Source organism: Synechococcus sp. PROS-U-1 (assembly GCF_014279755.1).
Lineage (GTDB): Bacteria > Cyanobacteriota > Cyanobacteriia > PCC-6307 > Cyanobiaceae > Parasynechococcus.
Map to the genome: position 1 here is coordinate 988,336 of NZ_CP047951.1, position 14,693 is coordinate 1,003,028.

Sequence of the window (14,693 nt, forward strand, 5' to 3'; positions counted from 1 at the left end):
CAGCGATTCAGTTCAGAGATTCAGTTCAGAGATTCAGTTCAGCGATTTAGTGCGCAACGGGAAACCAGCGGTCCAGTTTGCGGCGAGCCCGCATCCGGATCTCCGGGGTGACGTGATTGCTCCAAAGTCCCACCATGGCTGAGATCGCAACCAGATCATCACTGAAGCCTGCAACGGGCAGCAGATCGGGAATGAGGTCAGCGGGCATCACCAAATAACTCAGGGCTGCGAGCATCGTCAGCCGCGCTGCTGAGGGAGTGCCGGGGTCAAGCATCAGCTCCAGGGCTTCCAGGGCAGGGGCTGCAAGGCCTCTGCCTGCCTTTTGCAACAGCCGGCGCAGCAGGTTCTCGTCGATCACCTCCCGCTCAAGCACGTCAGCTTCAACGGTTGTTCGAGCAGCATGGTCGGTCATGCGGAGGAAGCCGGAGAAGTCCACTCTCTCCACTTCAGCAGCAATGCGCTAGCTGGGTGAGCCGATGTTCAGAGTGTGGATTCCACGAGTCCGTTCTGAATTCCGGTTTTGCGCAGTTTGCGCAGGGCCCGCTGAACCACCTGGCGGCAATATTCCCGTGAACAGTTCATGTGGCGAGCCACTTCTGCAAGGGTGCGCCATTCGTTGGTGCCATCCAGCCCGAAGCGCAAGGTCACGACGGTGTGTTCTTTCGGTGTGAGATTGGCTTTGGCCAGCAACGACCAGACCGAGGCTGTGCGCTCAGCGATTTCGGCCCGTTCCATCGGAGGCAGCTCCTCGCTGGGCAGCACGTCCACCAGCTCGGAAGGATCCGATTTGGATTTCACGACGCCCTGCAGGCTGACGGTGACGCTGCGGAGTTCACAGGCCAGGAGATCTTCCACCTCAGCGATGGGGATCTCCATGAACTCTGCCAGCTGTTCGCCGGTGGGGCTGAGGCCATTTCTCTGCATCAAGCGCGCCTTGGCTGCCCGCAGCTTGGTGAGCTTTTCGTTCACATTCACGGGAATGCGAATGGTGCGGCTTTGGGTGGAGAGCGCCCTGTTCAGGCCCTGACGGATCCACCAATAGGCATAGGTCGAAAAACGATGGCCGCGGGTGGGGTCGTATTTCTCCACAGCACGTGTCAGCCCGAGTGTTCCCTCCTGAATGAGATCAAGAAGATCCAAACCCTTGCCCTGATAGCGCTTCGCCAGATTTACAACAAGGCGAAGGTTTGAGGTGATCATCTGATTCTTGGCCCGTTCTCCACGGCGAATCACTCCTTTTTCTTTATCGCTGTATTCACATGCTGGGCCACTCCCGCCAGCAAGATGACAGCGTTCGGTGATGGCAACCATCGCCTGAACCTTCCTCCCCATCATCAGTTCTTGCTCTGGGGTGAGCAGCTGATGGCGACCAATTTCGCCGAGAAAAGCACTCAGAGAACTCGTCATCATGACGATACGGCTGAATTGAACCTAGAACCAAAGTGATTTTTTCTGGCGGTCATAATTAAAGACTCCCGAATTAACACTTTTTGCGTTATTACACTCTTTCTTCCTGTTGATGAAGTGAATCTTTCATTGTTAATTCAATTGGGTGGCTAAGGTCGCCGCACCTTCTGTTGCTACGCCAATGCCCCTGGCCGTCGCTCTGACATCCGACATCGCCAAAAACGCTGGCGTTGCCTACGTTCACTACCTCAGCTTCATGCTCTGTTTCGGCGCACTGGTGCTGGAGCGGAAGCTGATCAAAGCCGATCCGAATCGCCAGGAAGCAACGGCGATGGTGATCACCGACATCGTCTACGGCATCGCTGCCCTGGCTTTGCTGGTCAGTGGAATTCTGCGGGTGATTCACTTCGGCCAGGGTGCCGAGTTCTATACCCAGAACCCCTTGTTCTGGTGGAAGGTCGGCCTTTACCTCTCCGTGGGGGGGCTGTCGCTGTATCCCACGATCACCTACATCCTCTGGGCGATTCCACTGCGCAAGGGCGAGCTGCCGAAAGTAAGCGAAGCTCTCGCAGGACGTCTGGCCTGGATCATCAACATTGAATTGGTCGGCTTCGCCAGCATTCCTCTGATGGCGACACTCATGGCCCGCGGCGTTGGTCTCCCCGCCGCCTGATGCAACCCGACCTCTGCCCTCCTCAACAGCAGATTCGAGCGCTGAAGGTTGCTTTGGAACGCCAGGGCTCGGATCAGCGTCCGGGCTACGCCTCCTCTCTCGCCACCACATCCCTGGGCCCGCCGGTGCTGAAGCACTGGTGCGTCTGGATTCAGCCCGCCGCCGCAACCCCTGCCAACCGTTGGGACCAACGCTGGTTGAAGGCGGTGTCTTCGGCGCTCACCACTTGGGGGGGCTTGGTTTCGCTCACGCGGGTGGACAGCCCGGAGCAGGCCAACGTCTTGATCCATCGGCAGCGCCCGGCCCGCCGTCAGGTCGCTGGGGTCTGGAGGGCCAGCAACGGGCGAACACAGCTTCAGGTGGTTGATGTGCAGCGCCTGGGCCAGCGTCGGCTTGAGCCCAAGGTGACGGTGATGGTCTCCCCCGAGCTTCGGGCCGAAGCGCTTCAAGCCACGGCTCTGCATGAACTTGGCCACGCCTTCGGCCTCTGGGGCCATAGTTCTGACCCCAGCGATGCCTTGGCGGTGAGCCAGGGGCAGAGTCCGGTGTTGGTGCCTTCGCAGCGCGATCGCCTCACCCTGGACTGGGTGAGGCAGCAGCCCACCCGTTTCGGTTCCACGATTCGACAGCCCATCGAACCGGCTGAATCTGTGTCGCCTGAGTGACGTCGCCATCCGGGCGCGGCATGCTGCCGGCAGTCGTGGTCGATGCATGGACCTGGTCCGTTCTCTGGTGATGGCCGGCTTGCTGGTGAGCCTGGTGGGGTGCCGTTCTGACACCAGCACCTCCCTGCAGGACCCCCAGGGGCGGGAACCGATTCGGATCCAGCTGGACGGCAGCAATCCGGCAGCCAGTGAAGGGGTGCTCGACCGTACTGAGGGGGCGTTGCGCTTCACCGTTGGCCATGGGCGCTACGGCATCGGCTGTGAGGGCACCACCTTTGAAGAGGGTGTCACGCCGCTCGGAACGTTTGAGGTCAACGCCATCCTCAGCAACGACCGCTTCGAGATGGACCCCTCTCTGGTGGAGCAATCCGGGAAGACGGAGGAAGAGCTGCGCGAGACCCTCTTCAGCAATATGAACTCCATCGATTTCAAAGGTGATGGAGAAACCGGTGAATACGGCATCGGCTACATCAGCCTGGCTCCTGTCCCAGCCACAGAACAGCCCTTCCGCTTCAACACCTACGACGGCGTCTTCCGTTGGTACAGCTTTGCCATCCACGGCACCAACGATGAGACCCGGATCGGTCAGGCCGTGACCGGAGGTTGCATCAATGCCGGCAATCTCACCATGGGGGTGCTGTTGGACACGGTGGAGCTCGGCGACGAAGTGGTGATCAGCAGCGACAGCCCCTGCCTGCCCTAGTGCCGGCGCGGGGCGCCCCGTCGCGCTGCCAGCACGTCCTGCACCTGCCGCCAGCTGACGCCGTGATGGGCCAGGGCCACCTGCATGTGGAAGACGATGTCGGCGGCCTCTCCGGCGATGTCGTCGGCGTTGTCGTCTTTGCAGGCCATCACGAATTCAGCGCTTTCCTCGCCGATTTTCTTGAGGATGCTGTTGTCTCCCCCCGTCAGCAGCTTGTTGGTGTAGCTGCCCTCTTCCGGATTGTCCCGTCTGCTCTCGATCACACGAAACAGTTCTGTGCAGGCATCCGCTGGTGGTGGCAGAGCCGCTGTGCCACCAGACGTTCGCCCGTCGCTGTTTTCGTAGAAACAACTGCGGGAGCCAGTGTGACAAGCCACGTCTCCGGCCTGCTCAACCGTTACCAGCAGGACGTCGGCATCACAGTCGTAGCGAAGTTCTCGCATCGTCTGGATGTGACCACTGGTGGCCCCCTTGTGCCACAGCTCCTGGCGTGAGCGGCTCCAGTAGTGCACTTCACCGCTCTGGAGAGTCGCTTCGATCGCCTCCCGGTTCATCCACGCCACCATCAACACGGCACCGTCCAGCCAGTCCTGCGCCACAGCTGGAATCAACCCCGCTTCGTTAAAACGGAGTTGGTCAATGAAGGCGGGGCTGAGGGGCTGCATCAGGCCTCGGACATTCGGGCAACGCCTGAATCTTCCCGCAGCGTGCTCCACACCGCGTTTTCACCCCTTGCTCGTTTCTCCGACCCCCTACAGCTGCAGTAAAGCCTTCACCGGATATCCCTGCTGTCATCGGCAGTGGCGCCATGAAGGCCATTGCCGCTTTGTGCATGGGTACAGCCGCAGTTTCAACCTCTGGTTCGCCGCAACCCAGCTGGATGCCTGCGGTTTTGTCGTTGATTTCTCCAGCCTTCGCCCTTTCGAACAACGGTTGCGGCAGCAGTTCGACCACACCTTTCTGGTCAATGCCGACGATCCATTGCTGGCGGAATGGCAGCGGCTGCACAACCTCGAGGCGCTTGATCTCCGCGTGATGGAGAACGTGGGCATGGAGGCGACGGCTGCCTTGATCTGGACCTGGGCCAACGAGCTGCTGCAGGAGAGGGATGGCGGTCGTACCTGTTGCTATGCCGTGGAGGCGCGGGAGAACAGCAGCAATGCGGCCAATTACAGCGCGGTTCCCCCGTGGTTCTCAGCGCAGAGCTAACTGGTCGGCCTCCAGATCCACATTGATCGCCTGTCCCTCGCCGTAACGACCCGCCAGGATTGCCTTGGCAATGGGGGTTTCCAGTTCCCGTTGAACAGCCCGTTTCAGCGGTCGTGCCCCGTAAACAGGGTCGTATCCGGCATCGGCGAGCCAGTCGGCGGCCCCGTCACTCAGGCTGAGCTCCAGCTTGCGCTCAGCCAGGCGCTGGCGCAGGCGTTCCACCTGGAGGGTGACGATCTGGCGCAGTTCCTCCCGCCTGAGGCTGTGGAAGATGATCTGATCGTCCAGGCGATTCAGAAATTCTGGCCGGAAATGGGCCCGAAGAGCTTCATTCACCCGAGCTTCCATCGCTCCATGCTGCTCAGGATCGCCGGCCAGCTCCAGGATCGATTGGCTGCCGATGTTGCTGGTGAGAATCAGCACCGTGTTGGTGAAGTCCACGGTGCGGCCTTGCCCATCGGTGACGCGCCCGTCATCGAGGATCTGCAGCATCACATTGAAGACATCCGGGTGGGCTTTCTCCACCTCGTCGAAGAGGATCACGGCGTAGGGCCGACGACGCACCGCTTCGGTGAGCTGTCCACCGGCCTCATAACCCACGTAGCCGGGAGGAGCACCGATCAGACGACTGACGGTGTGCTTCTCCATGTACTCCGACATGTCGATCCGCACCATGGCGTCGTCGCTGTCGAACAGGCGGTTGGCGAGGGCTTTGGAGAGTTCGGTTTTGCCAACACCGGTGGGCCCCAGAAAGAGGAAGCTGGCAATGGGGCGGTTCGGGTCGCTTAGCCCTGCCCTGGAGCGTTGGATCGCATCCGCCACGGCGGTCACGGCTTGGTCCTGGCCGATCACCCGTTGATGCAGGTCATCCTCCAGTTGGAGCAGCTTTTCCATTTCGCTCTGCACCAGCCGCGCCACGGGGATCCCGGTCCACTTGGCGATCACCTCGGCAATGTCGTCCTCACTCACCTCCTCCCGCAGCAAGCCTTTCTCGCCAGGCTCCTCCGAGGCGATCTGGGCTTCCTGCTCAAGCAGCTGCTTCTGCAGCGAAGCCAGGGTGCCGTATTCCAGTTCCGCCGCTTTGTTGAGGTCGTAGCTGCGCTTTGCTTGTTCCACCTGCAGCTGCACCCGTTCAATCTCTTCCTTGAGCGACGACAGCTCATCGATCGCGCCTTTTTCCTGCTGCCACTGGGCATTGAGGGAGCTTTGCTGTTCGCCTAGTTCCGCCAGTTCCCGTTCGATCCGTTGCAAGCGTTCTTGGCTGGCGCTGTCGGATTCACGGCCGAGGGAGAGCTTCTCCATCTCCAACTGCAGGATCTTGCGATCGATTTCATCGATCTCCTCCGGTTTGGAGGTGATCTCCATCTTCAGGCGCGCGGCGGATTCATCCACCAGATCGATCGCTTTGTCGGGCAAAAAGCGGTCAGCGATGTAGCGGCTGCTTAAGACAGCAGCAGCCACCAGGGCACTGTCGGCAATGCGGACGCCGTGGTGCACCTCATAGCGCTCTTTCAGACCGCGCAGGATGGAAATCGTGTCTTGCACCGTGGGTTGATCCACCAGCACCTGCTGGAAGCGTCGCTCCAGGGCAGGATCCTTCTCGATGTGTTGTCGATGCTCGTCGAGAGTGGTGGCACCAATGCAGCGCAGTTCCCCCCGGGCCAGCATCGGCTTGAGCAGATTGCTGGCGTCCATGGCACCACCGGTGGCTCCAGCGCCCACCACCGTGTGAATTTCATCGATGAACAGCACGATCTGGCCTTCTGAGGCAGTGACCTCCTTGAGCACGGCTTTGAGACGTTCCTCGAATTCACCGCGGTATTTCGCACCGGCGATCAGGGCCCCCATGTCGAGGGCGATGAGCTGACGGTTCTGCAAGGCCTGGGGAACATCGCCGTTGACGATTCGCTGCGCCAGTCCCTCAACAATGGCGGTTTTTCCGACCCCAGGTTCGCCGATCAGCACGGGGTTGTTCTTGGTGCGTCGGCTGAGGATCTGGATCGTGCGTCGGATCTCCTCGTCGCGGCCGATCACCGGGTCCAGCTTCCCGTCCCGGGCGGCTGCCGTCAGGTCCCTTCCGTACTTTTCAAGGGATTCATAGGTCCCTTCCGGGTTCTGATCGGTCACCCTCTGGTTGCCTCGCACAGCAGTAATGGCTTCTTTGAGTTTGGTGGTGTCAACGCCTGTTTGGCTGAGCAGTTGTCTGCCGCAGCGGTCATCGTCCGCCAAGGCCAGCAACAGGTGTTCGATGGCGATGTAGCTGTCACTGAAACCATCACGGGCTGTTTCGGCCCGATCCAGGCAGCTGTTCAGGGAACGTCCCAGGAAGACAGATTCCGGTGGAGATCCAAGACTGGGTTGCTGCTTGAGATGGGTGTCGACCGACGCTTGGAAATTGGCAAGGTCGACACCTGCCTTGATCAGGATTCGGCCAGCCAGCCCGTTCTGCTGCAGTAGAGCAAGCAGCAAATGCTCCGTTTCAAGGTGCTGGTGTTTCGCACTTTGCGCTAACTGCTGGGCGGCGACGATGGCGGCCCAGGCTTGTTCAGTGAACTGTTCCGCCGTGGGTTGCATCTCTGATGCGTTTCAAACTGCGTTCACCGTATGGCGATTGATGCGAGGCCGGCGGGGGCAAACCGAAGCATTCGGTTGGGTGCTCTCACCACGGGGCGGCAAACCGGAACGGCTTTTTAGAGTTCGCCGAACCGAGAAGGGCCGATGTCCAATCCGCAGCTGGTGGAGTCTCTTGTTCAAAGAAGTTTGGCGTTGTCTTCGACCGCTGGCGGTGAGCTGGAGCGCAGCTGTTGGATGGTGGTCCATGAGCATCATCACGGCGTGATGCCCACGGAGTACGACATCCGGGAAATCGACGAAGATCTGTACTTGGCAGTGTTGACGGCCGTAAAGCAGTCAGCACAAGGGTCTTGAAGAAGTAGCCCAACGCATCTAGACGCAGGTAAGCGCACGTAAATCTGGAATTTATGAACGCCTCGTGCATAAATGCCCAGGGCCGACTTGCGTGGTTTCCTACGTCGACCACACTGGACGTAAGTGCTCTCGGCCTTGCGTTGGCCAAGATCTCTGTCAATGCAATGAGAGGCCGGCTCTACCTGCTGGGAATGCTTCCTGCACGGGATGGAAGCGACCAGCTCAAGAAGGCACGCATTCCGCTCGGGCTGTTCGATGTTCCGGCAGACCACAAGGTCGCTGAGAAGAGACGAGCACTCCTTCAGCGTCAGGCCCACCAGCCTCAGCATCTGTCAGGTCTTCGAAAGCCGCTCTGACGTCGTCACAGACAGCAGTTTGAGCTTCGTAGTCGTCATCTCCGTAGTTCCGTTCACCGTCTTCATCCAGCACATCCCACTTCTTATCGAGCGTTGCCTCTTGGATCGCTCCACTCATTGGGAACTCGTCCATCAGTGACAGGGCGCCATAGACCAAATACAGCTCAGGATTGCCTTGCAGCTCGTCGCCTTGCAGTTGGTCGCCGAGTTCCTCTGTGATGTCTTCAGGCTCGTCCTGTTCTTCGATCCAATCCTTGAGCTCCTCTGGGCTGTCGAACTGACTCAGATCCATTGCTATGCGGGCACTTTGGTCATGCTGGCAATGGCATCTGGCAGTGACACCTCACCGCGTTCGAATCGGACCCAGTTCAGCCTTCGCCCCCATCACCGCCTTCTTCTTCTCCATTGCCCTCGTCGTTGTACAGACCCGTTGCTCTGGCGTAGGTCTTGAACATCTCTGGGAATTGGCTCGCCATTCGTCCAGCGGCATCTGATTCATTTCCCAGCTGTTCTGTGATTTCTCCCATCAAGGTCGAGAAGCACTCTTGGCATTTCACAAAGCCCACAAGCTCATCGAACTGGGACTGGCCTTCGCCGTACTTCCTGACCAGATCAGCAGCCTCGGACATCGTTCTGGCATTTTCTCAAGGACTTTTGTAGCCCTTCGAACCTTTGTTGCTTGGTTTTCGGATTGATTCGTATCGATCAGACTCCGCAGGTCTGAAGGAGCCAGTTGGCCTCAACCAAGTCGAGCAGCAAGCAGAAGTGCTGAATCTGGTTCAAAGGCGATCCGCTGAAGACTGACGACGGCAGGTGGATGAGCGGATGGATGAGCGGATGGATGGGCTCTGTCGCTCCTAAGGGCGGGATTCGCTGTGAGCACCACGACTACTTGCCCTGCCGCCTGCCGCAGTGGCGGGTGTCTTGGGACGAACCCAGGATCTGAAGGCACCTCCCGAGATACCCGAAGGTGCGGAATGGAAGCACTGGCCGGTGGACTAGGCAGCTCCAACAACCAGCAATCAGCGGGAGGGGGGTGAGTCCCAGACACATCAAACTTAAGCTCGAAAATGTAATGCCAATTTCACAACCAATTAAACAATTTCAGCTGTCAAATTATTCACGACATCGCTGAGTGTTGATTCAAGCACCAGAAGAGTAGAGTTGTCGTCAAAAGAAATAAGAACATGCTCGCCGTCTTGAGCTATTGAATCAAAAATAGTAGATTTCAGTATAATTCTGTCTCCATCATTGGCGCTGAAATCTTTAATTACATTTTCTCCAGAACCGTAGATCTTAAAAGTGTCGCTACCGCCTCCACCCAGCAACAAATCATTCCCACCACCCGAGTACAAAATATCATTGCCATATCCGCCTTTCAAAGTATCATCACCTTCGCAACCCCGAAGTTTGTCATTGCCACATCCTCCCTTTAGATAATCATTCCCTTTGTGTCCTTTGATCGTGTCATCTCCTTTGTAGCCGTAAGCAAAATCATCGCCTTCGTATCCCCAAATTAGGTTCCTATCTAAGTCACCATAAAGTTCATCCGAATTGTCTGTACCAAAAATCTGCGTTAGCTCTGTTCCACCATCCGGTCGGGGCGGTCGGGGCGGAGGTGTGCTGCTGAAACAATCTGGCGGCAGCGGCGGCGGAGGTGTGCCACCATCTGGCGGCGGCGGCGGAGGTGTGCTGGAGCCACCATCTGGCGGCGGCGGCGGCGGCGGCGGCGGAGGTGTGCTGCTGAAACAATCTGGCGGCAGCGGCGGCGGAGGTGTGCTGGAGCCACCATCTGGCGGCGGCGGCGGAGGTGTGCTGGAGCCACCATCTGGCGGCGGCGGCGGCGGCTCTCGGAACAAAGGCCCTCTACTGAAGAGCACCTCCGGAAAACCAATAGGCTTTACCACTAATCAATTACTTTTTAATATTGATAGTGGCAAGAACGTCCAGCTGATGTTCGCCATGAACAGCTAAGTGCAAGAGGCAAAGCTGAATTCGACTTAGTCAAAGCCCTGCTTCGCCCAGGATGCCCGAAGATGCTGAGTGGAAGCACTGGCCGGTGGATTGAAGACGACCTGTGCGTAGCGGGTGATGCGTCAAGGCTTTCAGCCACCGAGTTAAGACGTAATTGCCCCAGTTTTCGAGAGTCGACTGGGGCGGCAGAGCCATTTGGACGGAGGCACCCGATCGGTGGTTCTGCTCGGTGTCAAATGCCGTTTCTTTTGAGCTTCGCAAAAGCGGCCATCACGTTTGCGGTAGCTACCTCGTGAGACTCGCCAGTGTTCTGCATCCGTCTCTCTACCAGCTTCTCTACAAGCTTCTGAGTGGTGTCCATTGCGGTGCCCTCAGTTGTACGGATCCACTGCTGAGCAGAAGCTCCAGTGCTTACAGCTTTTCAGATGATGGGACCCAGGAGCCAAGAGACCTCGTTTTAGATAGCAAGACCCCAGCACCTGACATTGCCCCAGGGTGACGTAACCGAAGTGGTGGCAGGTTGCACAGCTCTTGTGGCCCTTGAAGGAATCCAGCTCGCGGTCATCAATAAACCCCCACTCCTCCGCGGCAGCTCCTCGATGCGTGCGTATGTACTGCTCGTGGCCGTATGGACTTGGCAAGTGTCTGGCTTGTGTCAGCCATTGCTGTGGGACTGATTGCCTGTCGCGTGTGGAGCTATGCACTAATTATGGATGTCTCCTAAAAACATAGTCAGGGACTGAAGTCGATTTCTACATCCGCGAGATCGACGAGGATCTCTACCTGGCCGTGCTGCAGGCGGCCAAGCAGGTTCACTCAGCTGCGTGATCAACCGTTGAGGAGCTGCCTCAGCAGGGCACGGTGAGAGTTTTCGGCCTCAATCGTCTCTCGCATCTCCTTGGGGAGACGGGCTTCCAGGATGTCTTGCTTTTTCATCTCCGTGGCGTAGCGGCTGCTGAAGTCGCTGAAGATGTTCAGGTACGACGTCGCGATCTCTGGAGTGAAAGCAATCACCTCCAGTGCGTGTTTGAAGTGGAGGTAGGAGTCGGTCCAGTCGACCAGGTCCTCAAAACGTTCTAGGCCCAGGGGGTTCTCGGGAAGTGTCATTGGGTCATGGTCTGTTGGTTCAGCCGAAACCCTCGGCCTTGGCCTGGGCGGTCAGCCCCCGCAATCGACCGTTGATCAGCGCATCGCGTTCACGGTCAGCCCCCACATGGGGTGCAATCTCCACCCCTGCGGCCTGCATCGCTTGTATGGCAGCTGCTTCTTCTGCTGACCCCGTTTCGCTGTTGAGGTAGCGCTCCACCGTGGCTGCCCCTGCGGCATCCGCTGCGAAGTACACCGTTCCTGGGCCACGCCGAACAATGGTTTGATGTCGCTGTTGCCGGCGTTGCTGCACACTCGCCCAGAGCCGGCCTTGATTGGCGGTCATGAAGGCGTTCAGATCGGCAGCATCGGTGTCTTCGGCTAGAGCCATGCTGGTGCCGTCAATGAAATCACTGAGCAGGGTGACAACGGCCATCAGGACGGTGGTGTTTGAGACGGTGGTGTTTGAGACGGCGTTGTTTGAGATGGCGTTGTTTGAGATGGCCGTGATTGAAAGGAGCGTTGGATTCGGCTGGTTTCAAACCAGCGGATGATCGCTGATTCCTGGGCATCGTCGCTGAAATCCCGCTTGGTTACATCGAAACCATGGCGCCTGGCCAGGGCCAGTAGTTGATCATCATCACTGCACTGGGCAGCGTCGCGTCGCAATCCTTGGTGATGCTCGATGGCCCGCAGAAAATCTCGAAAAGCTTCACGACTCATCGCGTTTACCAGCCCAATTCGGCCCGTTGTTCGACGTAGGTGGCCACCGCAATGATCTCCTCTTCACTCAGTTTGTCGGCATATCCGGGCATTGCATTGAGGCCGTCCTCGATTTCATGCTCAAGAGCTTCCAAAGGGGTGTTCGCGTAGGCATCGACATGGGCGTTCAGATCGCTGATCTTGAGCGTTCGGTTGGCGCGAATCACATTGCCGCCACCCATGTGACAAGCCGCACAGTTGCTGTTGAAAATCTGCTCTCCCTGCTCCAAGGCTGAGCTTTCAAACGCCATCGCCGGTGCTGACAGCAGTTCACTCGAACCGACGAGCAACAAAAGCGTCAGGATCAGGCCTGCAGCGCGTGCCATCGCAATCCATTCAATACTCCAAGGTATCCATTGTTGCTGCCAAAAAAAACAACCCTGAGCTGTGATTGATACACAGCTCAGGGTTGTTAGTTCAATGAGGAAAAAACCTTAATTTCTTGAGAAATTTTGGTATCACTCGACAATCACTTTGCCGACCATGCCAGCACCACGGTGGGGCTCACAGTAGTAGTCATAAGTGCCAGCGGTGGCAAAGGTTTCTTCCCAGGATTCGCCGGGGTTGAAGGCGAGATCGGAGTGGCTGTACTCATCGTTGCCTTCGAAGACAGCGTTGTGAGGTGCCAATTTGTTGTTGACGAACTTGACGGTGTCGCCTGCCTTGATGTTCACGGTGGCAGGTTCGAAAGCGAGCATGCCGGCGTCTGTGCCGAGCTTCACCTCAACGGTGGCTGCTTGAGCAGTGCCGACGTTGAGGCCGATCAGCATCAGGAAGGCGCAGCACGCAGCTGCAACGGTGCGGATGACGGAGCGCATGAAAGAGCTATGTCGATTCCTTGATTTTACGCGCTGCTCTGGGGGTTCCGCGGTTGGGCAATCCGGAATCACAAAGAACTGTTGCTAAGTCGGGGGCATGGCTGTTGCCACCGAAGCGTTCCGGCTGCGTCACCGGGTCATGGATGAAGTGGCGCTGGCGAATGCTGAACCGGTCCCAGTCGTTGACCTCGATGGGCAGCACGCGGATCAGGGTTTCAATCAACCAGGGCCAGAGCGGAATGCCAGGCGTGCGTGCCACACCGCGCCAGCGGCAGAGGGTGGCCACGGTGTCGTTCACCGAGATGGCTGGTTGACCCATAACCACGCGGCGCAGGGCGCCTTGACCGGGCTCACGGTTCGGTTCGTGGGGACGTGTGGTCAACAGACCGCAGATGCGTGCGATGTCTTCGGCATGGATGAAATGGAAGCTCGCATCCACCCGAAGCCAACGGGCCAACCAGAGCCAACGACTGGCTTCGGCCAGACCTTCGGTGAGGTAGCTGGTGGGGAAGGGGCTGGTGCCGTCGACCCGTCCGCCGAACACCAATGTCGGAAAAACTGCGATGATTTTGTTGGCCAGGGGATGTTGTTCCAGATCCCTGAGGCAGCGGGCCTTGGTTTGGATGTATTCCGTGCCGTAGGCCAGCGCCTCCGGCAAGGGGCGCAGGTGCCGATCGAGCACGCTTGCTGTTGAGAAATAGATGATCTGTTGAAGCTTGGTGGGATCCAGAAGCTCAAGCATCCGTTTCACCGCCACCACATTCACCTGTTCGGCCCGCTCGGGGTCACCCCAGGCCGTAGCGGTGTGGATCACCCGATTGACCGATGCAAGTTCATGGGCAAACCGGTCTGTGTCCCGTAGATCCCCCACCAGAAGACGAATGCGGGGATGGTCTGAAGGAACAGCAGTGAGCTTGGCGGGATCCCTCAGCCAGAGGAGCAACTCCGCGTCGGAATGCTCCAGCAACCAGCGGGAGATGTACTGACCGACGCAGCCGCTGGCGCCGGTCACCAGGATGCGGGTCAAACGACAGCCCCGAGACGGTCCATCACGCTCTTGCCGGCGCGGAAGAAGGCTTCACCGTTTTCCTCGGGAGTTCCAGGCAGAATTCCATGGCCCAGGTTGAGGATGTGCTTGCGACCGCGGGCCTTGCGGACGCAGTCATCGATGCGAGCTTGGATCGCATCCGGGGTGCCGAACAGCAGGCCGGGGTCCACATTGCCCTGCACACCGATGTGCTCCGGCAAGCGGGCCAGGGCTTCGGCCATGTCCACCGTCCAATCCAGCGAAATGATATCGACGCCGGTGTTGGCCATCCGCTCGAGCACACCGGCGCTACCGGAGATGTAAAGGATGAAGGGAGTATCAGGGTGCGTCTGCTTGACCAGATCCACCACTTTTTTCTGATAAGGCGCAGCAAAGGTGTCGTAGTCCGCAGGACTCAGCTGGCCAGCCCAGGAATCAAACATCTGCACCACCTGGGCACCGGAATCAATCTGGTAACGCAGGTAATTGGCAATCGACTCAGCGAAGTGGTCGAGCAACTTGTGAAGGATGTCGGGTTCGCGGAAGGCCATGGCCTTGATCACCGCATAGTTCTTGCTGCTCTTGCCCTCCACCACATAGGCGGCGAGGGTCCAGGGGGCACCGACGAAACCAAGAACAGCCGCCTCGTTCCCGACGCTTTGGCGGAGACGACCCAGCACTTCTCCCACGAAGGGCATCGACTCCGCTGGGTTCAGCGGGCGCAGGGCGTCAACTTGAGCCATGCTCCGGATTGGATCGCCAATCTGAGGGCCCTTGCTCTCAATGATGTCGAAGTCAATCCCTATCCCAGGCAGGGGCGTGAGGATGTCGGAGAACAGGATCACGCCGTCGGGCTTGAAGGCGTGATACGGCTGCATGGAGATCTCGTAGGAGAGATCAGGGTTTTCGGAACGCTCTCGAAAGCTGGGGTACTTGTCCCGCAGGTCCCGATAGATCTTCATGTAGCGACCGGCCTGGCGCATCATCCACACCGGAGGACGCTCCACCGATTCACCGCGCGCAGCACGCAGGAGCAGGGGTAAAGAGTCGCTCATCAAGCCCGGTCAGGTCAGCCGGAAACCTAC

At 58.5% G+C, this 14,693-nt stretch carries 20 protein-coding genes; 6 read left to right on the forward strand and 14 right to left on the reverse strand.

Going from position 1 to position 14,693, the window contains the following annotated elements; translation table 11 throughout:
• Positions 1–46: 46 nt before the first annotated feature.
• Together SynPROSU1_RS05330 and SynPROSU1_RS05335 are read right to left on the reverse strand one after the other, a co-directional pair.
• Positions 47–412 (reverse strand): YkvA family protein, encoded by a 366-nt coding sequence (locus tag SynPROSU1_RS05330; protein WP_186572264.1) that lies wholly within the window; start codon positions 410–412, stop codon positions 47–49.
• 68 nt (positions 413–480) lie between these two features.
• Positions 481–1,407, reverse strand: a complete 927-nt coding sequence (locus tag SynPROSU1_RS05335; protein WP_186572265.1) for a sigma-70 family RNA polymerase sigma factor — start codon at positions 1,405–1,407, stop codon at positions 481–483.
• Positions 1,408–1,588: 181 nt separating this feature from the next.
• On the opposite strand from SynPROSU1_RS05335, the gene SynPROSU1_RS05340 reads away from it, so the two are divergent.
• Genes SynPROSU1_RS05340 through SynPROSU1_RS05350 form a run of 3 tightly spaced genes read left to right on the forward strand, consistent with a single transcriptional unit; the run spans position 1,589 to position 3,448 of the window.
• A complete protein-coding gene (locus tag SynPROSU1_RS05340; protein WP_115093628.1) occupies positions 1,589–2,080 on the forward strand; it encodes a DUF2214 family protein in 492 nt (163 codons plus the stop codon).
• Complete coding sequence (locus SynPROSU1_RS05345; RefSeq protein WP_186571858.1) at positions 2,080–2,745, forward strand: peptidase; 666 nt, start codon at positions 2,080–2,082, stop codon at positions 2,743–2,745. The genes SynPROSU1_RS05340 and SynPROSU1_RS05345 overlap by 1 nt, the downstream gene beginning before the upstream one ends.
• 46 nt (positions 2,746–2,791) lie before the next feature.
• Positions 2,792–3,448, forward strand: a complete 657-nt coding sequence (locus tag SynPROSU1_RS05350) for a L,D-transpeptidase (RefSeq protein ID WP_186571859.1) — start codon at positions 2,792–2,794, stop codon at positions 3,446–3,448.
• Here the strand turns inward: SynPROSU1_RS05350 and hisIE are convergent.
• On the reverse strand, positions 3,445–4,113 hold the full coding sequence (gene hisIE, locus SynPROSU1_RS05355; RefSeq protein ID WP_186571860.1) for a bifunctional phosphoribosyl-AMP cyclohydrolase/phosphoribosyl-ATP diphosphatase HisIE: 669 nt from the start codon (positions 4,111–4,113) through the stop codon (positions 3,445–3,447). The two genes, SynPROSU1_RS05350 and hisIE, sit on opposite strands and share 4 nt — an antisense overlap.
• Positions 4,114–4,180: 67 nt before the next feature.
• Here hisIE and SynPROSU1_RS05360 point away from each other — a divergent pair, with 67 nt between their 5' ends.
• The gene (locus SynPROSU1_RS05360; RefSeq protein ID WP_255444809.1) at positions 4,181–4,657 is read left to right on the forward strand and encodes a 6-carboxytetrahydropterin synthase; all 477 of its coding nucleotides are present in this window, start codon (positions 4,181–4,183) and stop codon (positions 4,655–4,657) included.
• On the opposite strand, the gene clpB is transcribed toward SynPROSU1_RS05360, so the two are convergent.
• On the reverse strand, positions 4,643–7,231 hold the full coding sequence (gene clpB, locus SynPROSU1_RS05365) for an ATP-dependent chaperone ClpB (RefSeq protein ID WP_186571862.1): 2,589 nt from the start codon (positions 7,229–7,231) through the stop codon (positions 4,643–4,645). The genes SynPROSU1_RS05360 and clpB overlap by 15 nt on opposite strands.
• A gap of 144 nt (positions 7,232–7,375) precedes the next feature.
• Here clpB and SynPROSU1_RS05370 point away from each other — a divergent pair, with 144 nt between their 5' ends.
• A complete protein-coding gene (locus SynPROSU1_RS05370; RefSeq protein WP_186571863.1) occupies positions 7,376–7,585 on the forward strand; it encodes a hypothetical protein in 210 nt (69 codons plus the stop codon).
• A 222-nt stretch (positions 7,586–7,807) separates the two neighbouring features.
• On the opposite strand, the gene SynPROSU1_RS05375 is transcribed toward SynPROSU1_RS05370, so the two are convergent.
• The 3 genes from SynPROSU1_RS05375 to SynPROSU1_RS05385 form a co-directional block, all read right to left on the reverse strand.
• Entirely contained in the window at positions 7,808–8,233 is a 426-nt protein-coding gene (locus SynPROSU1_RS05375; RefSeq protein ID WP_186571864.1) for a hypothetical protein, read from the reverse strand.
• A gap of 76 nt (positions 8,234–8,309) precedes the next feature.
• Positions 8,310–8,570 (reverse strand): hypothetical protein, encoded by a 261-nt coding sequence (locus SynPROSU1_RS05380; RefSeq protein WP_186571865.1) that lies wholly within the window; start codon positions 8,568–8,570, stop codon positions 8,310–8,312.
• A 465-nt stretch (positions 8,571–9,035) separates the two neighbouring features.
• Positions 9,036–9,587 (reverse strand): calcium-binding protein, encoded by a 552-nt coding sequence (locus SynPROSU1_RS05385; protein ID WP_255444889.1) that lies wholly within the window; start codon positions 9,585–9,587, stop codon positions 9,036–9,038.
• On the opposite strand from SynPROSU1_RS05385, the gene SynPROSU1_RS13910 reads away from it, so the two are divergent.
• Positions 9,562–9,915, forward strand: coding sequence for a hypothetical protein (locus SynPROSU1_RS13910; RefSeq protein ID WP_255444920.1), 354 nt, complete (start codon positions 9,562–9,564; stop codon positions 9,913–9,915). The two genes, SynPROSU1_RS05385 and SynPROSU1_RS13910, sit on opposite strands and share 26 nt — an antisense overlap.
• Positions 9,916–10,743: 828 nt before the next feature.
• Here SynPROSU1_RS13910 and SynPROSU1_RS05390 read toward each other — a convergent pair.
• The 7 genes from SynPROSU1_RS05390 to hemE all read right to left on the reverse strand — a co-directional run bounded on the left by SynPROSU1_RS05390 (position 10,744) and on the right by hemE (position 14,663).
• A complete protein-coding gene (locus SynPROSU1_RS05390) occupies positions 10,744–11,022 on the reverse strand; it encodes a hypothetical protein (RefSeq protein WP_186571866.1) in 279 nt (92 codons plus the stop codon).
• A gap of 19 nt (positions 11,023–11,041) precedes the next feature.
• A complete protein-coding gene (locus SynPROSU1_RS05395; protein WP_186571867.1) occupies positions 11,042–11,437 on the reverse strand; it encodes a hypothetical protein in 396 nt (131 codons plus the stop codon).
• Entirely contained in the window at positions 11,437–11,724 is a 288-nt protein-coding gene (locus SynPROSU1_RS05400) for a Nif11-like leader peptide family natural product precursor (protein ID WP_186571868.1), read from the reverse strand. Before SynPROSU1_RS05400 ends, SynPROSU1_RS05395 begins: the two co-directional genes overlap by 1 nt.
• 5 nt (positions 11,725–11,729) lie before the next feature.
• Positions 11,730–12,089 (reverse strand): c-type cytochrome, encoded by a 360-nt coding sequence (locus SynPROSU1_RS05405; protein WP_186571869.1) that lies wholly within the window; start codon positions 12,087–12,089, stop codon positions 11,730–11,732.
• A 132-nt stretch (positions 12,090–12,221) separates the two neighbouring features.
• Complete coding sequence (gene petE / locus SynPROSU1_RS05410; protein WP_186571870.1) at positions 12,222–12,581, reverse strand: plastocyanin; 360 nt, start codon at positions 12,579–12,581, stop codon at positions 12,222–12,224.
• Between the two features lie 7 nt (positions 12,582–12,588).
• A complete protein-coding gene (locus SynPROSU1_RS05415) occupies positions 12,589–13,608 on the reverse strand; it encodes an NAD(P)-dependent oxidoreductase (RefSeq protein ID WP_186571871.1) in 1,020 nt (339 codons plus the stop codon).
• Positions 13,605–14,663: a uroporphyrinogen decarboxylase gene (gene hemE / locus SynPROSU1_RS05420; protein ID WP_186571872.1), complete on the reverse strand. Its 1,059-nt coding sequence runs from the start codon at positions 14,661–14,663 to the stop codon at positions 13,605–13,607. The genes SynPROSU1_RS05415 and hemE overlap by 4 nt, the downstream gene beginning before the upstream one ends.
• Positions 14,664–14,693: the final 30 nt, after the last annotated feature.